The following is a 21043-nucleotide window of genomic DNA, read 5'->3' as shown; positions in this document are numbered from 1 at the left end:
TGGAAAACATTGAAAAGAGAAAAAGTGACGTCTTTAAACGGTGAAATTCATATTCCGGGGGATAAATCCATCTCCCACCGTTCTGTTATGTTCGGAGCGCTTGCGGAAGGAACCACAACGGTAAAAAACTTTTTGCCCGGAGCCGATTGTCTGAGCACCATTGCCTGCTTCAGAAAAATGGGTGTCTCCATTGAACAAAACGGAAGTGATGTAACGATATACGGGAAGGGCATTGACGCACTTTGTGAGCCTGACAGCCTTCTTGATGTCGGAAATTCCGGCACGACTATCCGCCTGATGCTCGGCATTTTAGCCGGACGCCCATTTCACAGTACGGTAGCGGGCGACGAAAGTATTGCAAAGCGCCCGATGAAGAGGGTGACGGAGCCTTTAAAACAGATGGGAGCCGCGATTGACGGAAGAGCGGACGGAGGATTTACGCCTTTATCCGTAAGAGGCGGACAATTGAAAGGCATTGATTACGTCTCCCCTGTTGCAAGCGCGCAGATCAAATCCGCCGTGCTGCTTGCCGGATTGCAGGCTGAAGGGACGACGACCGTCACTGAGCCTCATAAATCAAGAGACCATACGGAACGGATGCTGAACGCTTTTGGCGCCGAGCTTGCGGAAACGGAGACGAGCGCTTCCGTAACGGGCGGTCAGAAGCTTCAGGGGGCTGATATTTTCGTGCCCGGCGATATTTCTTCAGCGGCCTTTTTCCTCGCGGCAGGCGCTGTCGTTCCCGGAAGCCGGATTGTGCTGAAAAACGTCGGCCTGAACCCGACACGCACGGGAATGATTGATGTCTTAAAGCAAATGGGAGCTTCACTTGAAGTGATTCCTTCAGAAGCGGACAGCGCAGAGCCTTACGGAGACCTGGTTATTGAAACCTCAGCTCTGAAAGCGGCAGAAATCGGCGGAGAAATCATTCCCCGTTTAATTGACGAGATCCCGATTATCGCCCTTTTGGCAACGCAGGCTGAAGGCACAACTGTCATTAAAGACGCTGCGGAGCTGAAGGTGAAGGAAACGAACCGGATCGACACCGTCGTATCAGAGCTCCGGAAAATCGGCGCAGACATTGAACCGACTGAAGACGGCATGAAAATACACGGCAAAAAAACGCTTGCGGGCGGAGCCGATGTGTCAAGCCACGGCGACCACCGCATCGGCATGATGCTCGGTGTCGCTTCATGCCTGACAGAAGAGCCGATTGACATCTGTGATACTGAGGCAATCCATGTCTCATATCCGACATTTTTTGAGCATTTAGATCAATTAGCCAAAAAAGCCTGAAGAGATTCTTCGGGCTTTTTTCTTCATGTGTCATAAAACTTTGGGCTTTGACATAGCTTGTCTTAAACAGAAAATAACAGAAAGGGGGAATGCGTTTTCGTTACAGAAACAGCCGGAACAAATTGCGCTGTTTGCGTATAAAGATGCCGTCCCCTTTTTTGCCGTTTTCCTCTTAACCATTTTCTGATAAACTATAATGCCGGGTGAAGCATCTTATTTGCGGGCAGGCCCTGTCTGAATTATGATAAGAATAACCCGAATAAAAACCCTTTTCATTGGTTGATGAGGTATAGGAAAAGAAAGGACCGGTCTGATTTGAATACATTGATCCAAGAAGCCATAAAATTAGTTGAAGCAGGTGAAACCGAAAAGGGACTCAAAGCGCTTTCAAAAGCTGAAACGCAGCTTCATGACGAAGACAAAGCCATTGCAGCCCAGCTCTACTATGAATGGGGAAACGCCGAAAAAGCGTTAGCGCTGATCAGTGATCTGCATGACCTTTATCCGGATGAGTCTGAGCTGACGAATTTTTACGCCGAATTGTTAATAGATATTGATGAAGAAGAAAAAGCTCTAGAGGTGCTGGAGACAATTTCTCCGGAAGACCCGTCTTACGCGGAAAGCCTTCTTTTAATGGCTGATCTGTATCAGATGCAGGGCTTATTTGAAGTAAGTGAGCAAAAGCTGTTACAGGCGAAATCGATGTTACAAGATGAACCTGTTATTGATTTCGCTCTGGGGGAATTATACTTCACTCAGGGATCATACGCAAAAGCCGTTCCTTACTATGAAGAGACGGCAAAAGAACGGCACGAAATCGGCGGCGTAAATGTTCATCAGAGGCTGGCTGAGTCATTGAGCGCGGCGGGTGAATTTGAGGAAGCGATTTCATGGTATGAAAAAGCGGCGGCAGAACATACAGAACCGAATACGATTTTCGGGTACGGGTTTACAGCCTATCAGGCGGGAATGGTCAAAACAGCCATCAAGCAGCTGTCTGATTTAAAAGGGCTTGATCCTTCCTATTCATCGCTTTATATGCCGCTTGCAAAAAGCTACGAGGCAGAAGGCATGTATGAAGATGCATTAAAAACCGCTAAAGAAGGTATTACTTACGATGAATACAATAAAGAGCTTTTTCTCTATGCGGCGAAAATGGCGTTAAAGCTCGGAAACGAAGAGGAAGGCAAAAAGCTTCTTCAGGAAGCGCTGGCGCTCGATCCGGGTTACGTGGAAGCGCTCCATACGCTTTTAGCCGTCTATCATAAAGAAGAAAGCTTTGAAGAGATTATTGATCTGATTCAGGAAGTCCGCGGCTACGGAGAAGAAGATCCGAAATACAATTGGTATTTGGCGGGTGCTTATACAGGCCTTGAGCAATACGCTGAAGCGAAAAAAAGCTTCGAAGCTGCGTATCTCCATTATCAGGATGATCGGGATTTCTTATATGAATACGCTCACTTCTTATTGGAAGAGGGTCTCCAGAAAGAAGCGCTGCCGCTTTTAAAACAAGTGCTTTCAATGGATGGAACAAACGAAGAGCTTGAAGAAACAATCTTACGGATAGAGGATGAATTTTTAAGATAAGCAGGATTTTGGACCATGCTTGCTGAATGTATAAGTGATGTCAGATTATACGATCGATAGAGGAGGGAATTACATGCAGACCCCTGTTTCTGTCAATGAAAAAAAGGATTTTATCCGTTGGTTTTTAAATCATTATCAGCTTAAACGCCGGGAGTGCGTCTGGATTTTAAATTATTTAATGAGTCATGATTCATTAATGGAAAAAGTCCATTTTGTAGAACAAGCCGAATTTTGCCCGAGAGGCATTATCATGTCTACTCATTGCGTTGATGAGGTGCCGTTTAGGTTTTACAAAGAAAATGTCATGACTACGGACGCGGAAAAATCTTTTCACGACATCCGGTTAAATAAACAGCAGGATTTATTTATCCAGCTGAATTTCCGTTCGGCCTACAGCTCACCGGAATATGCCGCTGTTCTTGAATCAAATCCGCATCTGCCGAAAGACCTGTTTGAAAATAAACAGGATCAGGGGATGGCCGAAAAAATATTAGAACATGCCATTTCCACTTTCCAGCGGGAAAAGCTGCTTAAAGATATCGACGAGGCGCTGGACCGCCACGACAAAGAAACATTTGAAAAGCTTTCCCGCCAATTGAATCAGCTCACATAAATGACAGCCTTGCAGAATATGCAAGGCTTGTTGCGTAAAGAGGAGGAACGAGACATGAGATGGAGGGCCGCTGATGCCGATGCCTATTTACAATCTGCGGATTACATTGATACCGCTGTCATTCCGTTAATTTCCATAACATCTTCAGGAGGCTTAAAAGAGGCCGTTGAACAGGGGGAAAGCACCCAATTGCTTTCTGAAGAGCTTGAGCGCCAATTGAAGGGACGGGTATATTTATTCCCCTCTTATACATATGTTGATATAGACCAATCACAAATCGCCCTGCTTCAAAAACTCAAAGACGAGGTGATGACCAACTTTCGGCACGTCTTGTTCCTGACGGCAGACGAAAAATGGAAGGATTCTGAAATAGGGTCTGATGTCATATACATACCTGCCGTTCCGTTTGAACATATGAAAGACTCTTTAAAGAGAAAAATAGCGGATGACAAGTGCGGAGAAATTTTGAACGTTTTGTTACAGAAGTGGAACAATTCATAAAAACTTCAGGCATCCCGCAAAACACTCGTTTTGCCTCTGTTGACCTTGCTGAAAGATTCATATATTATGAGGGTGTCAAATCTCAGAATTATTTTCTATTTTAGTTAATTTTTGGTCAATCTTTAGGGGGGGAAGAGATGGGCGGAAAACAAGATATATCAAGAAGACAATTTTTAAACTATGCGCTCACCGGCGTGGGGGGATTTATGGCCGCCAGTGCGCTTATGCCCATGGTCCGTTTTGCGCTGGACCCGGTATTAAAACCGACGGGAGATCAAAAAATGGTGCAGGTTGTCAGTGTGGATGAGCTGACGAAGGAGCCGAAGCGGTTTGACTTTAAAATTCATCAAGTCGACGCCTGGTACGAATCGGAAGAATCCAGGTCAGCCTGGGTTTACAAGCATGGGGATGAAATTATAGCGCTTTCTCCGATCTGTAAGCATTTGGGCTGCACCGTAAACTGGAACAATGATCCTAAAAATCCGAACAAGTTCTTTTGTCCCTGCCATTACGGGCTGTATGAAAAAGACGGCACGAACGTTCCGGGCACGCCGCCGCTCGCGCCTCTTGACCGTTATGAGCAAAAAGTAAAGGACGGCTTTTTGTATCTTGGAAAAGCAAAGCCTAGGGGGGAAGGGTGACATGCTGAACAAAATTTATGACTGGGTGGATGAACGTCTCGATATTACGCCGATGTGGCGGGATATCGCCGACCATGAAGTGCCGGAACATGTAAATCCCGCTCACCATTTCTCGGCTTTTGTCTATTGTTTCGGCGGTTTGACGTTTTTTGTAACCGTTATCCAAGTGTTGTCCGGGATGTTTTTAACGATGTATTATGTGCCGGATATAAAAAACGCGTGGGAATCTGTGTATTATTTGCAGAATGAAGTCGCTTTCGGGCAGATTGTAAGGGGTATGCACCATTGGGGTGCAAGTTTAGTCATTGTGATGATGTTTTTACATACGCTGCGGGTTTTCTTTCAGGGAGCTTATAAAAAGCCTCGGGAATTGAACTGGATCGTCGGTGTTCTGATCTTTTTTGTGATGCTCGGTCTCGGTTTTACAGGGTATCTGCTTCCATGGGATATGAAGGCGCTGTTTGCGACAAAGGTAGGTCTTCAGATTGCGGAGGCGACGCCATTGATCGGAGCGCAGGTGAAAACTCTTCTTGCCGGCCACCACGATATTGTCGGCGCCCAAACGCTGACGAGATTTTTTGCGATTCACGTATTTTTTCTCCCTGCCGCTTTGTTTGCGCTCATGGGCGCCCACTTTGTCATGATCCGCAAGCAGGGAATTTCAGGACCGCTTTAATACTAATCTGATATAAAAGGGAGGGGATGACATGCACCGGGGGAAAGGAATGAAGTTTGTAGGAGATTCAAGGATACCGGCTGAAAAAAAACCGAATATACCGAAAGACTATTCAGAGTATCCTGGAAAGACAGAGGCGTTTTGGCCGAACTTCCTGCTGAAAGAATGGATGGTCGGGGCCGTTTTCCTCGTCGGATTTCTCGTTTTAACGATTGTGCACGAGCCGCCTTTGGAACGGGTGGCGGACCCGACGGATACAGGGTATATTCCGCTGCCGGATTGGTATTTTCTATTTTTATACCAGCTATTAAAATATGAATATGCCGCAGGGAGCTACACCGTTATTGGCGCGATGATTATACCAGGTCTTGCCTTCGGGTCGCTGCTTTTGGCTCCGTTTCTCGACAGGGGGTCTGAAAGAAGGCCGTGGAAGCGTCCGGTTGCGGTCGGCATGATGCTTTTGGCGCTTTGCGCTACGGTCTTTTTAACGTGGCAGTCAGTCGCGACGCATGACTGGGCGAAGGCGGAGGAGCAAGGGAAAATCAAAAAAGAAGCCGCCATTGATACTGAATCAGACGGTTATAAGGTATTTAAAGAACAAGGCTGTATTTCCTGTCACGGGGATAATCTTCAAGGCGGAAGCGCCGGTCCGTCCCTGGTCGATAACGGGCTGAGCCCGGAAGAAATTAAAAAAATCGCCGTCAAAGGGAAAGGGCAGATGCCAGCCGGTATTTTTAAAGGGAATGACAAACAGCTTGATCAGCTGGCGAAGTTCATTTCTGAAACGACAGCGAAATAACGATTGTGAAGTAGACAATAGCAGGATATACTTTTATGAAAAGAGCTGACCGGATGTCAGCTTTTTTTGCATGATACATACTTTTTACGGACTGAGAGTTGATGGTATGAGGTGGATTTCTTATCTTTTAGGGTTGCGCGGCATGCTTCTGCTTGTTCTTGCCGTTAATTTTATCGGTACGGTGTACGGCTATTATTGGTATGTGCCTCAGCTTGCGGACACGCCGTTCCGATTTCTGATATTTGTGCCTGACAGCCCGACGGCGACGTTTTTCTTCCTGTTCGTGCTTCTGGCATTTCTCATGGGAAGAAACGCGCCGCTGTTTGAAGCGCTGGCTCTTGTAACCCTTGTAAAATACGGGCTGTGGGCGGTCGGAATGAATGTCTTTGTGCTGGTCAAAATGGGGCAGATGCCTTTGGAAGGGTACATGCTGATTGCTTCACATTTTGCCATGGCCGTTCAAGGCGTTTTATACAGCCCGTATTTTCGGTTCCGGTTATGGCATCTTGCCGTTGCCGCTGTTTGGACGCTTCATAATGATGTCATTGATTATCTTTTCGGCATGATGCCCCGCTACTCAATGCTCAATGACTATATGCAAGAGATCGGCTATGCTACATTCTGGCTGAGCATATTTTCACTCGGCCTTGCATACTATTTGGTGATTTCTAAAAGACGGATAAAGCTTGACTTACACTGATAGAATCTTGGTCTAACCTTGTCCCGCTCCTCATATTCTGTAAAGAGAAGGAGTGGGAGGGACCTCTATGAAACGAAAGCTGACGATCTGTCTTTTACTTGCTCTTATGTGTTTCATCACAACTGCCAAAGCTGAAGATGAGGGCGATCTCAAGGAACTGAACGACCTTTCGGATACCGTTTTCCAAATGACGCGGCATTCGCAGTATGATGAGGCTCTGCAAGTGCTTGGCTACTTTAAGAAAAAAATGACACACGTAAACTCACTGAGCGGCGCCGAAGTCAGGCAGGTGACTCTGGGTTTCAATGATTTAGTGCGCGTTCTGAAACAGGCAGACGCCTCAGATACCGAAAAAATCCGGGCAGCCGCCCAGTTCAGGTTGGTAATGGATGCGATGGAAGACCACTCCGATCCGCTGTGGGGTTCGCTTGAAAGACCGATTATGGCGACATTCAGCGCCTTAAAAGAAGATGTCAGCGGAAACGGAAGTGAAAATTTCAATGAAAAGTGGAATGAATTTATATCATTATATGATTTAATTTATCCCAGCCTGACAATGGATGTGTCGGCCGGCCAGCTTGATACGGTGGCGAAACATATCGAGGTGATTGAGCAGGACGGGTTTCAGCAGATGACAAAAGGAACAAAGCTTGAGCGTCTGACGCTCCTGCAACAGGATTTAAAGCGGGTTTTTGACAAGGTGGAGCGGGATGACGCTGACCCTTCGCTGCTCTGGGTCATTCTGACAACAGGCGGTATCATTATTACTGCGCTGACATATGTCGGCTACCGAAAATACAGAGCGGAAAAAAAGAAAGAGAAAAAGCGTGAGTATCCTAAGTCTAAATAAACACAAATTGCTGTAAAGGAGCTAAGCCAGTGAAAAAACTCATCCAGCAATTGGCTTCAAAACACCTCCCGCAGCCGATCAGAGGCAGAAAAGGGGCGACTGACGAAGGACCGCGAAACCTCGCGCGTGACTTCCAGAATCCTGACATGCTCGTTCCGCCTTCAACGGATGCAGGAACGGTTCAAAACTTGAAATTCTCATTTTCTGATACGCATATGAGGCTTGAAGACGGCGGATGGTCCAGAGAGGTGACGGTCAGGGAACTGCCGGTATCCAAAAACATCGCGGCGGTGAACATGAGACTGAAGCCGGGAGCTGTGCGGGAGCTTCATTGGCATAAAGAAGCCGAATGGGGATATGTGATTAACGGAGGAGTCCGTTTAACTGCGGTCGATCAAAATGGGAGGAATTTTATTGACAACGTAAGTGAAGGGGATCTGTGGTATTTTCCTTCCGGCATTCCTCATTCCATTCAAGGATTAGAGCAGGGCAGTGAGTTTTTGCTCGTCTTTGATGACGGCTCTTTTTCAGAAAACAGCACCTTTTCAGTAACGGACTGGTTTGCCCATACCCCGCGCAGCGTGCTGGAGGCGAACTTCGGTGTTCCCGGATATGATTTGGCTTACATCCATAAAAAAGAGCGTTACATGTTCCAGCTGGAACCGCCTCCCCCTATTGAAAAGGCAGCAGTTTCTTCCCCGGAAGGCACCGTTTTGGAGCCGTTCAGCTACAAGCTTTCCCGGCAGGAGCCTCTTGTTACCAGCGGGGGAAGAGTAAAGATTGTCGATTCAAAAACGTTTAAGGTGTCAAAAACGATTGCCGCAGCTCTCGTGGAAGTCGAACCCGGAGGCATGAGAGAATTGCATTGGCATCCGAATACGGACGAGTGGCAGTATTATCTTTCAGGAGAAGCGAAAATGACGGTGTTTGCGGCGGAGGGAAGAGCGCGGACATTTAACTATCAAGCAGGTGACGTAGGATATGTTCCTTTTGCAATGGGACATTATGTTCAGAATACCGGTGACACCGTACTTCGCTTTCTGGAAATTTTCAAAAGCGACCGTTTTGAAGATGTCTCTTTAAACGAATGGCTGGCACTGACGCCGCAGCGCTTCGTCGAGCAGACGCTCAATGTCAGTCCGGCATTCGTCCGCCGATTGAAAAAGAAAAAATCACCGGTTGTTAAATGGAAACACAAACAGTAAAGGCGGCAAAAGCCGCCTTTTTATTATCGTCTGATCGGATTTTTATTTTCATCAAGCGTAAATCCTTCGCCGAGCACATCATGGACGTCGCTTACTGCAACAAAGGCGTGCGGGTCAACGGAAGTGATGACGCTTTTCAAAAGCACAATTTCGTTTTTCGGAACGACGCAGTAAAGAACGTCCCTGTCTTCTTTTGTATATGATCCCTGTCCTTTTAAAACAGTGACGCCGCGCTCCATCTCTTCAATGATTTTTTGCTGGATCAAATCGTTTTTCGAAGAAATAATCGTTGCCCCTTTTGCGGCATAGCCGCCTTCCTGGATAAAATCAATCAATCTCGCAGCGACAAAAACGGCTACAAGCGTGTACATCGCTTCCTTGTAAGAAAGATACGTAAACAAAGAAAGCAGAATGACACAGGCGTCAAAGGCAAACATCGTCCGGCCCATCGGGATTCCGAAAAATTTGTTGATCAGTCTGGCGATGATATCAACCCCGCCCGTCGTGCCGCCGTATTTAAAAATAATGCCGAGACCCGCGCCGATAAATACACCGGCGAATAAGGCGGCCAGCGCTAAATCATGCGACAGCGGCATATGAATTTCGTAACGCTGAAAAACACTCAGAAAAACAGAAAGAGAGACGGTGCCGATCAGGGTATAGACAAACATCGTCCGGCCGAGCATACGCCAGCCGATGAAAAAGATAGGAATGTTCAATATCAGGTTGGAAATAGAAGGGCTGATGTGGAATAACGCATATAAAAGCAGCGTAATGCCGGTAAATCCGCCTTCCGCCAAATTGTTCTGCATATTAAAGTGAACCAGTCCGAATGAAAAAACAGCGGCGCCGATTAAAATAAAGCAAATGTTTTTGATTCTGATTTCTCCAAGCATTGCATCAAACCCCTTTTCCTTCCATAAGATTGCGTAAATATTATAGTGGATACAAAAGAAAACAGCAAACTGCCGTTTTTAACATTTGTCAAATGTACTTGAATTAGCTAACATGGAAGAGATGACAGGAGGTATTCGCACAGTGAGTGACAAAACGATGAAAGACTTACAAGCTGAGGTCGATGAATATATCGGCCAATTCAAAGAAGGCTATTTCAGCCCGCTTGCCATGATGGCCCGTCTCACGGAAGAACTGGGCGAACTTGCAAGAGAAGTCAACCATTATTATGGGGAAAAGCCGAAGAAAACGACGGAAAATGAGAAAAGCATGGAAGAGGAAATGGGCGATGTGCTGTTCGTCCTGATCTGCCTCGCCAACTCCCTTGATATTTCATTGGAGGAAGCTCATAACCGCGTCATGCATAAATTTAATACACGTGATAAAGACCGCTGGACTAGAAAAGAAGAAGGAAAGTAGGAGAAACCATGTCAAATGAAACCATTAAAGTCGTCATTGCCGGACCGAGAGGCAGAATGGGCCAGGAGGCCGTAAAACTTGCCGTCCGCACGCCTCATTTTGAGCTTGTCGGCGCCATTGACCATACATACGATCAGCAAACATTGCGGGAAGTGATGTCAGCTGATTCAGACGCTCTTATTTATACGGATATCCGCGCATGTTTCCAAGAAACAAAACCGGATGTGCTGATCGATTTGACAACGCCTGAAATCGGCAAAAAACATACGAAAGCCGCTCTTGAACACGGCGTCCGCCCCGTTGTGGGAACGACCGGATTTTCTGAAGCGGATTTAGAGGAGCTTCAAGCCTTGACTGAAGAAAAAGGAATCGGCGCCATCATCGCTCCGAACTTTGCATTGGGCGCGGTGCTGATGATGAAGTTCTCACAAATGGCCGCCAACTATTTTGAAGATGTAGAAATCATTGAACTTCATCATGATCAAAAGCTGGATGCCCCGAGCGGAACGGCGCTGAAAACAGCGGAAATGATCTCAAGCGTCCGTACAGAAAAGCAGCAGGGCCATCCTGATGAAAAAGAAATTCTGCCAGGCGCCCGCGGTGCTGAATTAAACGGCATCCGCCTTCACAGCGTGCGTCTGCCGGGCCTTATCGCCCACCAGGAAGTCATGTTCGGCATGGACGGCCAGACGCTGAAACTGCGCCATGACTCCTATAACCGGGCTTCCTTTATGTCAGGAGTAAAGCTGTCAGTGGAGCAAGTGATGAAAATCGACCAGCTTGTATACGGACTCGAAAATATTATCGACTGAATCGGCAAGGGGGAGAACATCAAATGAAAATCGCTTTGATTGCTCACGATAAGAAAAAGCAGGATATGGTTCAGTTTACGACCGCATATAAAGATATACTGAGCCATCATGAGTTATACGCGACAGGTACGACAGGCCTGAAAATCCAGGAAGCGACCGGATTGTCTGTTGAACGTTTTCAATCCGGCCCGCTCGGCGGAGATCAGCAAATCGGCGCATTGATTGCGGCAAATGCCCTGGATCTCGTCATTTTTCTGCGCGATCCGTTAACTGCGCAGCCTCATGAACCGGATGTCTCGGCGCTGATCCGGCTGTGTGACGTATACGCGATCCCGCTCGCCACAAATATGGGGACAGCGGAAATCCTCGTCCGGACGCTGGACGGCGGGGCATTTGATTTCCGCAATCTTGTGCGCGGAGGAGAGCCGAATGTCTGAACACGTTGATATTCTGGCGTTCGGCGCCCATAGTGATGATGTCGAGATCGGTATGGGCGGCACGATCGCAAAATTTACGGCTCAAGGAAAAACCGCGGTGATATGCGATTTGACCGAGGCCGAACTATCATCCAACGGAACGGTAGGGATAAGAAAAGAAGAAGCGGCAGAGGCGGCACGAATTCTCGGCGTAAAAGAGAGAATCCAGCTTACGTTTCCCGACCGCGGGCTTTTGAAAAGTGAGGACGGCATCCGCCGGATTGTCAGTGTCATCAGAGCCTGCCGGCCGAAAACCGTTTTCATGCCTTATCCGAAAGACCGCCATCCTGACCACGGCAATGCGGCGGCTTTGGTCGAAGAAGCGGTGTTCTCGGCGGGAATTCATAAATACAGAGATCACCAGGAACTGCCGGCTCATAAGGCTCAGCGCGTATACTATTATATGATCAATGGGTTTCACCGTCCGGACTTTGTAATCGACATAACGGAAACCATCGATCTGAAAAAAGAAAGCCTGCACGCCTATCAAAGCCAGTTTATTCCTACGGCGCAGTCAGTGAACACACCGCTGACCAACGGTTATATCGAAATGGTGGAAGCGCGGGAAAAACTGTATGGCAAAGAAGCCGGGACGGGGTATGCCGAAGGCTTCTTTTCAAAACAGCTTCCCGTTTTGAATGATGATGTTTTTGGGGGCGGACAATGAGACCATTAAAAATAGGGATTACATGCTACCCGAGTGTCGGAGGCTCGGGTATTATTGCGACGGAACTCGGCAAGCTGCTTGCGGAAAAAGGGCACCAGGTTCATTTCATCACATCAAGCATCCCGTTCAGATTAAATACATATCATCCGAATATTCATTTTCATGAGGTGGAAGTCAACCAATACGCGGTATTTAAATATCCGCCTTATGACCTTACGCTGGCGAGCAAAATCGCCGAGGTTGCCGCAAGGGAAAATCTTGACATCATTCACGCGCATTATGCGCTGCCGCATGCGGTATGTGCTTATCTCGCCAAACAGATGCTCAAGCGCGACATCGGCATCGTGACGACGCTTCACGGTACGGACATCACCGTTTTAGGATATGATCCGTCATTAAAAGATTTAATCCGTTTTGCCATCGAAGCGTCCGACAGAGTGACGGCGGTATCAACCGCGCTTGCCGGAGAAACATATGACTTAATCAAGCCGGATAAAAAAATTGAAACCATCTACAACTTTATTGATGAACGTGTTTATCTTAAGAAAAATACAGAGAGTATAAAAGAGAAACATGGCATTTTGCCGGATGAAAAGGTCGTCATCCATGTTTCGAACTTCAGAAAAGTAAAACGTGTTAAAGATGTCATCCGCGTTTTCCGTAATATCGCAGCCAACACAAAGGCGAAGCTCCTGCTTGTCGGCGACGGACCGGAAAAGTGCGTCGCTTGGCAGCTTGTCGAAAAATACGGACTGCAGGATCAAGTGCTGCTCCTCGGAAATCAGGACAGGGTGGAAGAGCTGTATTCCATCAGCGACCTTAAGCTTCTTCTGTCTGAAAAAGAAAGTTTCGGACTCGTCCTCCTTGAAGCGATGGCCTGCGGCGTGCCGTGCATCGGAACAAATATCGGCGGAATCCCGGAAGTGATTAAAGATCAAGTAAGCGGTTTTCTGGTGGAAGTCGGCGATATTCAAGCGGCATCTGAAAAAGCGCTTGCCGTTTTAGAAGATACACAGCTCAGCAAACGATTGACTGATCATGCGCTGAAAATGGTGGAGACCGCCTTTTCTTCGCAAAGAATCGTCAGTCAGTATGAACGGATTTATGACGAATTGGCAGGACCGGAGTGATCTTATGGAACAGGAATTTGTCAAAGCCCTCCCCATCCTTCATCACCTGATGAAGGCGGGCCATCAGGCGTACTTTGTCGGGGGAGCCGTCAGAGACAGCTATATGAAACGAAAAATAGGTGATGTGGACATCGCAACCAGCGCTTCGCCGAATGAGGTGGAGCGTCTCTTTAAGCGGACTGTCGATGTAGGAAAAGAGCACGGCACCGTCATCGTCCTGTGGGAAGATGAAACCTATGAAGTCACCACTTTTCGTGCCGAATCAGAATATAAGGACTACCGGCGCCCTGAAGCTGTGCGGTTCATTACTTCTTTATCAGAAGACTTAAAGCGGAGAGACTTAACGATTAATGCGATGGCGATGTCTGCCGAAGGAGAGCTGCTTGATTATTTCGGAGGCGCACATGATATCGGACAAAAGCTGATCCGTACGGTGGGTAATCCTGAAGACCGTTTTCGGGAAGACGCTCTGCGGATGATGAGAGCCGTCCGCTTTATGAGTCAGCTCGGCTTTCTGTTAGAAAAAGAAACAAGAGAGGCCGTCATAAAAGACAGGGAGCTTTTGGCACATGTATCAGTAGAACGAAAGACCGTCGAGTTTGAAAAGCTGCTGCAGGGCGCTTTCTCACAGGAAGCAATTCAAACGATGGTGCAGACAGGTCTGATACAAGAGCTGCCCGGCCTTTCCGGTTATGAGCAGCAAATGCTTGAAGCAAGCGGATTTCCGTTTTCTTCTTTAGATGCACGCGAAGAACGCTGGGCAGCGCTGTTATTGTTTCTCGGTCTTTGCCCGAAAAGCGCCGAGGCGTTTTTAAAACAATGGAAACTGCCGGGAAAAGTCATAAAAAAAGCGGTGCAGATCATAAGCGTTTATCCGGCGCAGCTGGAAGCAGAAGCGATGTACCGGGCGGGAGAGGCGCTGTTATCAGCCGTTAAAATCGGGATGCTGAAAAAGCATAAGACGATTGATGAACAAAAGCTGAAAGAGGTTCAGAGCCTGTATGAGAAGCTGCCGATCAAAAGCCTTCGAGACCTCGACATTTCAGGCGCTGATCTGATGGAGCTCAGAAACCGCCGCGCGGGTAAATGGGTGGCCGAAGAACTTCGCCGGATTGAAGAAGCGGTATTGGCAGGGAAGCTCCCTAACCTAAAACATGACATAAAGGAGTGGCTCGCATCATGGGATCAACATTAAGAACCCGATTAATTGATTTATTTTCTGAGGCGGGTGACGGCTTTATCTCCGGGCAGAAAATAAGTGACGCGCTCGGCTGCTCGAGAACCGCCGTTTGGAAACATATAGAGGAGCTCCGCAAAGAGGGCTATGAGGTTGAGGCGGTCAGACGAAAAGGGTACAGGCTCATTAAAAAACCGGGGAAACTCAGTGAATCCGAAATCCGTTTCGGGCTGAAAACAGAGGTTTTGGGCAAACAGCTTCATTACCGGGACGTCCTGCCGTCCACCCAAAAAACCGCTCATGAACTTGCCAATGACGGCGCGCCGGAAGGAACGCTCGTAGTCGCCGATAAACAAACGGCAGGCAGAGGAAGAATGGCCAGAGTATGGCATTCACAGGAGGGAAACGGGATTTGGATGAGCCTCATTCTGAGACCCGACGTTCCTTTGCAAAAAACGCCGCAGCTCACCCTGTTATCTGCCGTTGCGGTCGTACAGGCCATCGAGGCTTTTACAGGTGTACAGCCCGCCATTAAATGGCCGAATGATTTAATGATTCACGGCAAAAAAGCCGTCGGGATTTTAACTGAGCTGCAGGCAGAAGAAGACCGTGTCCGTTCGGTTATTCTCGGGATCGGGATCAACGTGAACCAGCAGGAAACCGATTTTCCCGGCGAGCTTCAGGACATTGCGACGAGCCTGAGCATGGAAGCCGGCGAGAAAATTGACAGAGCGGGTCTGATACAAGAGATTCTGCTGACTTTTGAAAAACGCTATCAGGATTACTTGAACCACGGCTTTACACCGATCAAGCTGCTATGGGAAAGCTATGCGGTCGGACTGGGGAACGAGCTCAGAGCGAGAACGCTGCAAGGGACGTTTTACGGGAAATCGCTCGGCATTGATGATGAGGGAGTTCTTCTCTTGGAAACGAGAGACGGTATAAAGAAGATCTATTCTGCCGATATTGAGCTCAATTAATCTTAGTTGGTACAAGCCTCGTGAATTTGGTATACTTCCTATGGGCAGTATCATAATGAACTGCACCTGATCAGCAGAACAGAGATTACGAAAAGTCTGCCTTGATCCAAAAAAGGACTGGGACAGAGGGATGACATTCGCCGAACGTTAAACAAGTGGGGGTCCTTCTTATTTTACAGAAGGCTTTTTTGCTTGCGAAGAATTGGCGGCTCATCTCCTCACCGTTTAGAGGAGGAGAAACAGAATGAAAACAAAACTGGATTTCGTGAAAATGAAGGAAAACGGAGAGCCGATCGTGATGCTGACCGCTTACGATTATCCGCAGGCAAAGCTTGCGGAACAGGCGGGAGTCGACATGATTTTAGTCGGGGATTCGCTCGGAATGGTCGTGCTCGGACTCGATTCAACAGTCGGCGTAACGGTCAGTGACATGATTCACCATACAAAAGCGGTAAAACGCGGTGCGAAAAATACGTTTATCGTAACTGACATGCCGTTTATGTCTTACCACCTTTCAAAAGAGGATACATTGAAAAACGCCGCGGCCATTATTCAGGAAAGCGGCGCGGACGCGTTAAAGCTTGAAGGCGGAGACGGCGTTTTCGAATCCATCCGCGCGCTGACTCTCGGCGGAATTCCCGTCGTCAGCCATTTAGGCCTCACACCGCAGTCTGTCGGCGTATTAGGCGGATATAAAGTGCAGGGAAAAGATGAGCAAAGCGCGAAAAAGCTCATTGAAGACAGCATCAAATGCGAGCAGGCGGGAGCGATGATGCTCGTGCTTGAATGTGTGCCTGCTGAACTGACTGCTAAAATAAAAGAAGAAGTATCCATTCCCGTCATCGGAATCGGAGCCGGTTCAAAAGCGGACGGCCAAGTCCTTGTCTATCATGACGTCGTCGGCCACGGCGTGGACAGAACACCGAAGTTCGTGAAGCAATACGCCAAAATCGACGGCACGATTGAGTCGGCCCTCAGCGATTACGTCCGTGATGTGAAAGAACGGGTTTTCCCGGAAGAAAAGCATTCCTTTCAGATAAACCAAACTGTGCTGCAAGGCTTGTACGGAGGAAAGTAAGCGATGAAACAACTGACAGAAACTCAACAGCTGAAAGAATTGATTGCACAATACCGCTCAGAAGGCCGGACGATCGGATTCGTCCCGACAATGGGTTTTCTTCATGAAGGACATCTGACGCTGGTTGAAAAAGCAAGCAAAGAAAACGATATTGTCGTGATGAGCATCTTTGTCAATCCGACTCAATTCGGACCGGGCGAGGATTACGAAGCATATCCGCGAGATTTAAAGCGCGATGCCCGGCTTGCAGAACAGGCGGGGGCAGATGTTTTGTTTACGCCGTCTCCAAGTGACATGTATAAAGGCGAGCAAAATGTTGCCGTGCAAGTGAAAAGGAGAACTGACGTGTTGTGCGGCGCCTCCCGCGTCGGCCATTTTGACGGAGTGGCCACTGTGCTGACGAAGTTTTTCAATCTCGTTAAACCGACCCGCGCCTACTTCGGCCTGAAAGATGCCCAGCAGGCAGCGGTTGTGGACGGATTAATTGAGGACTTCTTTATGGATATCGAATTGGTTGCAGTGGACACGGTCAGAGAAGAAGACGGACTTGCCAAAAGCTCTCGCAACGTCTATCTGACTGAGCAGGAACGCAAAGAAGCGCCGATGATCTATAAAGCATTGCAGCAAGGCGCCGAACTGATCAGAGGCGGTGAAAGAAATCCGGAAACCGTTATAAAAACCGTCACCGATACCATCGAAAACATAAGCGGCGTCATTGATTATGCCGAACTGTACGCTTATCCGGAGCTGACTCCGCTTAAAACATTAAACGGCAAGGTCATTCTGGCCTGTGCCGTCCAATTTTCTAAAGCCAGACTGATTGATAATATCATTATTGATATTGATGAATGGGAGAGATCATAATATGTACCGCACTATGATGGCCGGAAAACTGCACCGCGCTACCGTGACGGAAGCCAATTTAAACTATGTCGGCAGCATTACAATTGATGAAGATCTTTTAGATGCCGTCGGAATGCTCGCTAATGAAAAAGTTCAGATTGTGAATAATAATAACGGAGCGAGACTTGAAACGTATATTATTCCCGGTAAGCGGGGGAGCGGCGTCATCTGTTTAAACGGAGCAGCCGCCCGTCTCGTCCAAGAAGGAGATAAAGTCATTATTATTTCTTATCAAATGATGTCTGATCAGGAAGCAAAAAGCCATCAGCCGAAGGTGGCCGTTCTGGATGATCAGAATAAAATCGAGCAGATGCTGGGTCAGGAGCCGGCACACACGATTTTGTAAAAGAGCCCCCTTCATGGGGGTTTTCTTTTAAGATTTAGGGGCAAAAGCTGTTTTTCCGCTCCATTTCTCAACAAAACGTGTTACACTTTTCTCGTATGCAAGAATTGAGGTGTCCATTTTAATGAACAAACAACGGTTCGTTGTCATAGATGTCGAAACAACAGGAAATTCGCCGAAAAAGGGCGATAAAATCATTCAAATCGCAGCGGTTGTCATTGAAAATGGACAAATAACTGAGCGGTTTTCAAAATATATCAATCCGAATCAGGCCATCCCGCCGTTTATTGAACAGCTGACCGGAATTTCGTCCGGAATGGTTGAAAATGAACTGCCGTTTGAAGAAGTCGCGGAGGAGATTTTTCATCTGCTTGACGGCGCGTATTTTGTTGCCCACAATATTCATTTCGACCTCGGATTTGTCCGGCATGAACTGAGCGAAGCGGGCTATGAGCTGCCGGATTGTGAAGTGCTTGATACGGTTGAGCTTTCGCGTATTGTTTTCCCGGGGTTTGAAGGATATAAGCTCGGTGAGTTGTGCGCGGAGCTGAATATTGTTCATGACCGCCCTCACCGCGCAGACAGCGATGCGGAGGTTACGGGACTGGTCTTTTTAGACATTTTACATAAACTGAAACATTTGCCTTTACCGACATTAAAGCAGCTTAGAAGGCTTTCACAGCATTTTATCAGCGATTTGACGCTGCTTTTGGATTCTTTTATACATGAAAGCAGGCCGGCGGAAGAAAAGAGCTGCATTCCATACGCCTCTTTTTCAATTAAAGAGCCTGATCACATTCCGGTTTCCCGTCCGGTGAATGCGGCCATTGACCTTGAAAAGTGGAACGAAGAAAAAGAACAGATCTTATCCGGCATCATCCCCCGCTATGAAAAGCGGAAAGGGCAGCTTTCGATGATGGATGAAGTGCTTGGCGCCTTCCGCAATCGGGAGCATGCGCTGATTGAAGCGGCACCCGGCATCGGAAAAACGATCGGTTATCTCGTTCCGGCTGTTTTATTTGCCAAAGCGGAACAAACTCCCGTGATTATCAGCACGTACTCTACTCTTCTGCAGCAGCAGATCATGTCTAAAGATCTTCCGCTTTTGGAGCGTATATTTCCTTGGCCGGTCAAAGCCGCTATTTTAAAAGGGAAATCACATTATCTGTGCCTGCCTAAGTTTGAACATATTCTGCATGAGGAAGATGACAACTATGATGCGGTTTTGACGAAAGCGCAGCTTCTCGTCTGGCTGACGGAGACTGAAACTGGCGACGCCGCTGAGCTGAATCTTCCATCAGGCGGCAGATTGCTGTGGGAGCGCATGGCTTACGATGAGAATTCTTTTTTTAAAAAAGGGAAGGACTCGGCTGCCGGGTTTTATGAACGGGCTAAAGAAAAGGCGCAGGCCGCAGATCTGATTATCACAAACCATGCTTTGCTGTTTTCAGATCAAAGCAGTGAAACGAAAAAACTGCCTGCAAGCGGAACGGTCATCATTGATGAAGCGCATCATTTCGAACGCGCCGCCAGCGAGCACCTGGGGAAGAGAGCTTCATACATCGGACTGCACACAAAGCTCAGCCGAATCGGCACCTTAAAGGAACACGGACTGTTAAAGCGGATGAGAAAACTGTTTTATACGTATGAACTGCCGGCGGAAAGTTTTTTTGACGCCGATGAGTGGATGAAGCATATTCAATCGGAAAGCGACGCATTTTTCAGTTCAGTGCATTCTTTTGTCAAACGAAGAAAACCTAAAGACGATTCGAACCGTCTCGTCTATAGTCTCAATCATAAAAGCCAGGATAAAGGGTTTCACATGATAACGGACGGAGCGGAGCGGCTTTGCGCGATGCTGGATCAGCTGCTTGACATGTTTTCAGTACAGGAGAAACTGTTACATCAAAAGCTTGATCAGATGAAAAGCGGAGCGGCTTTTTTAGCGGCCGAATATGTAAAGTGTATCAGGGGGCTGAAAGAATATCGCGATACGTTCAGCAGGCTGCTGTTTGAAAATGATGAGAAAGAAGCCGTTTGGGTTGAAATTGACGCGAAGGGCGCAAAAAATGCCGTCAGTATCTATGCGCAGCCTTTGGAGCCCGGTGAAATGCTGGCAGACCAGTTTTTCGCCCGCAAAAAAAGCGTTGTGCTCACATCAGCGACCTTAATGGTGGAGCATTCTTTTCAATTTATGATTGAAAGGCTTGGACTTGCGGATTTTTATCCGCGCACCAAAAGCATCCCGTCTCCTTTTTCTTACGATGATCAGATGAACGTCATCATTCCGAAAGAGATGAAATCCGTTAAATATGACGGAGAGCGGGAAGTCATTGAGCATATTGCCAAGTATGCAGAAATCATGTCAAAGGGAAAACAGCCGAAGATCCTTGTCCTGTTTACGTCTCATGATATGCTGAAAAAAGTGTATCAGGAACTGAAACTCAGTATGGAGATATCAGGCATTCAGCTTCTCGCCCAAGGTATTTCGGGCGGGAGTCCCGGTAAATTAATGAAAACCTTTAAAACGGCAAGCCGGGCGATTTTACTCGGGACAAATCATTTCTGGGAAGGCGTTGATTTTCCGGGGGATGAATTGTCAACCGTCATGATCGCAAGACTTCCTTTCAGGGCGCCTGACAATCCGCTTCATGCCGCAAAATGCGAATTTGCCAAGAAGCAGGGGAAAAATCCGTTTCAAACGATTTCCCTGCCTGAGGCTGTGTTAACGTTCAGACAGGGGATCGGGCGCCTTCTCCGTACGGCGGGAGACAAGGGAACAATCGTTCTTTTAGATCAGCGTGTAAAGACGGCGGGATACGGACGGCTGTTTCTTGAAGCGCTCCCGACTTCATCCCTTTTGGAGCTGACGGATGCCGAACTCGGGGCTTATGTCAGCCAAACGGAATAAAAGCCGCATAATCGCGGCTTTCGTGGTGTGGGATGAGGAATTGTTTTTATAGTAAAAGCGGGTTCATGCCGCCTTGTGATTTTATTATGCCGCGGGCGCATCCCGTTATGACTAACAAAATTTGTTCGACCGATGGAGGGTATAAAAATGGAAAGCAAAATTGAAATTCTGTCAACGATTAATGTGGAGCATTCAGATGATTTATATAAAATCGTCGATACATTAAACCGGACTTTGAAACGGGACAATCTGATGTTCGGGCTTGCGCTCGACGAAGAAAATCAAAATGAAGCGGTCTTCACCATTTATCGCACATAGGTGAAA

23 protein-coding genes are annotated in these 21043 nt (G+C 47.5%); 22 read left to right on the top strand and 1 reads right to left on the bottom strand.

The annotated features are described in order from the left end of the window. The first annotated feature begins 9 nt into the window (after positions 1–9). The 10 genes from aroA to BR62_RS0105835 all read left to right on the top strand — a co-directional run bounded on the left by aroA (position 10) and on the right by BR62_RS0105835 (position 8868). On the top strand, positions 10–1296 hold the full coding sequence (aroA, locus tag BR62_RS0105880; protein WP_007409467.1) for a 3-phosphoshikimate 1-carboxyvinyltransferase: 1287 nt from the start codon (positions 10–12) through the stop codon (positions 1294–1296). A gap of 315 nt (positions 1297–1611) precedes the next feature. Further along, complete coding sequence (locus BR62_RS0105875) at positions 1612–2883, top strand: tetratricopeptide repeat protein (RefSeq protein WP_032870068.1); 1272 nt, start codon at positions 1612–1614, stop codon at positions 2881–2883. A 73-nt stretch (positions 2884–2956) separates the two neighbouring features. After that, a complete protein-coding gene (locus BR62_RS0105870) occupies positions 2957–3496 on the top strand; it encodes a ReoY family proteolytic degradation factor (protein ID WP_003153482.1) in 540 nt (179 codons plus the stop codon). Between the two features lie 54 nt (positions 3497–3550). Then, positions 3551–3997 (top strand): YpiF family protein, encoded by a 447-nt coding sequence (locus BR62_RS0105865; RefSeq protein ID WP_012117852.1) that lies wholly within the window; start codon positions 3551–3553, stop codon positions 3995–3997. Between the two features lie 137 nt (positions 3998–4134). After that, the gene (locus BR62_RS0105860) at positions 4135–4638 is read left to right on the top strand and encodes a Rieske (2Fe-2S) protein (RefSeq protein WP_003153484.1); all 504 of its coding nucleotides are present in this window, start codon (positions 4135–4137) and stop codon (positions 4636–4638) included. Position 4639: 1 nt separating this feature from the next. Next, on the top strand, positions 4640–5314 hold the full coding sequence (gene qcrB, locus BR62_RS0105855; RefSeq protein WP_003153485.1) for a menaquinol-cytochrome c reductase cytochrome b subunit: 675 nt from the start codon (positions 4640–4642) through the stop codon (positions 5312–5314). A 31-nt stretch (positions 5315–5345) separates the two neighbouring features. Beyond that, a complete protein-coding gene (locus BR62_RS0105850; protein WP_007409471.1) occupies positions 5346–6113 on the top strand; it encodes a menaquinol-cytochrome c reductase cytochrome b/c subunit in 768 nt (255 codons plus the stop codon). Positions 6114–6219: 106 nt separating this feature from the next. Continuing rightward, positions 6220–6813, top strand: coding sequence for a lipoprotein heptaprenylglyceryl N-acetyltransferase LhaT (locus tag BR62_RS0105845; RefSeq protein WP_020954210.1), 594 nt, complete (start codon positions 6220–6222; stop codon positions 6811–6813). A 67-nt stretch (positions 6814–6880) separates the two neighbouring features. Next, the gene (ypjB, locus tag BR62_RS0105840) at positions 6881–7663 is read left to right on the top strand and encodes a sporulation protein YpjB (RefSeq protein ID WP_032870066.1); all 783 of its coding nucleotides are present in this window, start codon (positions 6881–6883) and stop codon (positions 7661–7663) included. A gap of 29 nt (positions 7664–7692) precedes the next feature. After that, positions 7693–8868 carry an oxalate decarboxylase family bicupin gene (locus BR62_RS0105835; RefSeq protein ID WP_032870064.1) on the top strand — a complete coding sequence of 392 codons (1176 nt, stop codon included), beginning with the start codon at positions 7693–7695 and terminating at the stop codon, positions 8866–8868. Between the two features lie 23 nt (positions 8869–8891). Here BR62_RS0105835 and BR62_RS0105830 read toward each other — a convergent pair whose 3' ends face one another. After that, on the bottom strand, positions 8892–9764 hold the full coding sequence (locus BR62_RS0105830) for a YitT family protein (RefSeq protein ID WP_007409475.1): 873 nt from the start codon (positions 9762–9764) through the stop codon (positions 8892–8894). A gap of 142 nt (positions 9765–9906) precedes the next feature. On the opposite strand from BR62_RS0105830, the gene BR62_RS0105825 reads away from it, so the two are divergent. The 12 genes from BR62_RS0105825 (at position 9907) to BR62_RS19070 (ending at position 21037) form a co-directional block, all read left to right on the top strand. Continuing rightward, positions 9907–10242 carry a nucleotide pyrophosphohydrolase gene (locus BR62_RS0105825; protein WP_003153495.1) on the top strand — a complete coding sequence of 112 codons (336 nt, stop codon included), beginning with the start codon at positions 9907–9909 and terminating at the stop codon, positions 10240–10242. 8 nt (positions 10243–10250) lie between these two features. Continuing rightward, a complete protein-coding gene (gene dapB, locus BR62_RS0105820) occupies positions 10251–11054 on the top strand; it encodes a 4-hydroxy-tetrahydrodipicolinate reductase (protein WP_003153497.1) in 804 nt (267 codons plus the stop codon). Between the two features lie 23 nt (positions 11055–11077). Then, a complete protein-coding gene (gene mgsA / locus BR62_RS0105815; protein WP_003153499.1) occupies positions 11078–11491 on the top strand; it encodes a methylglyoxal synthase in 414 nt (137 codons plus the stop codon). Further along, on the top strand, positions 11484–12197 hold the full coding sequence (gene bshB1, locus BR62_RS0105810; RefSeq protein ID WP_032870061.1) for a bacillithiol biosynthesis deacetylase BshB1: 714 nt from the start codon (positions 11484–11486) through the stop codon (positions 12195–12197). The genes mgsA and bshB1 overlap by 8 nt, the downstream gene beginning before the upstream one ends. After that, positions 12194–13327, top strand: coding sequence for an N-acetyl-alpha-D-glucosaminyl L-malate synthase BshA (gene bshA / locus BR62_RS0105805; RefSeq protein ID WP_012117848.1), 1134 nt, complete (start codon positions 12194–12196; stop codon positions 13325–13327). Before bshB1 ends, bshA begins: the two co-directional genes overlap by 4 nt. Before the next feature lie 4 nt (positions 13328–13331). Continuing rightward, positions 13332–14522: a CCA tRNA nucleotidyltransferase gene (locus BR62_RS0105800; RefSeq protein ID WP_032870058.1), complete on the top strand. Its 1191-nt coding sequence runs from the start codon at positions 13332–13334 to the stop codon at positions 14520–14522. Beyond that, a complete protein-coding gene (locus BR62_RS0105795) occupies positions 14507–15484 on the top strand; it encodes a bifunctional biotin--[acetyl-CoA-carboxylase] synthetase/biotin operon repressor (RefSeq protein ID WP_012117846.1) in 978 nt (325 codons plus the stop codon). The genes BR62_RS0105800 and BR62_RS0105795 overlap by 16 nt, the downstream gene beginning before the upstream one ends. Before the next feature lie 244 nt (positions 15485–15728). Next, complete coding sequence (panB, locus tag BR62_RS0105790) at positions 15729–16562, top strand: 3-methyl-2-oxobutanoate hydroxymethyltransferase (RefSeq protein WP_032870056.1); 834 nt, start codon at positions 15729–15731, stop codon at positions 16560–16562. A 3-nt stretch (positions 16563–16565) separates the two neighbouring features. Beyond that, a complete protein-coding gene (panC, locus tag BR62_RS0105785) occupies positions 16566–17426 on the top strand; it encodes a pantoate--beta-alanine ligase (RefSeq protein ID WP_032870054.1) in 861 nt (286 codons plus the stop codon). Position 17427: 1 nt separating this feature from the next. Continuing rightward, entirely contained in the window at positions 17428–17811 is a 384-nt protein-coding gene (gene panD / locus BR62_RS0105780) for an aspartate 1-decarboxylase (protein WP_003153510.1), read from the top strand. 121 nt (positions 17812–17932) lie between these two features. Then, positions 17933–20719, top strand: a complete 2787-nt coding sequence (gene dinG, locus BR62_RS0105775) for an ATP-dependent DNA helicase DinG (RefSeq protein WP_032870051.1) — start codon at positions 17933–17935, stop codon at positions 20717–20719. A 147-nt stretch (positions 20720–20866) separates the two neighbouring features. After that, positions 20867–21037 carry a YpmA family protein gene (locus tag BR62_RS19070; protein WP_003153512.1) on the top strand — a complete coding sequence of 57 codons (171 nt, stop codon included), beginning with the start codon at positions 20867–20869 and terminating at the stop codon, positions 21035–21037. The last annotated feature ends 6 nt before the right edge of the window (positions 21038–21043 follow it).

Source organism: Bacillus sp. UNC69MF (genome assembly GCF_000746035.1).
Classification (GTDB): domain Bacteria; phylum Bacillota; class Bacilli; order Bacillales; family Bacillaceae; genus Bacillus; species Bacillus velezensis.
Note: the sequence above shows the minus strand (reverse complement) of the source record. Positions and strands in the feature narration are given on the sequence as shown.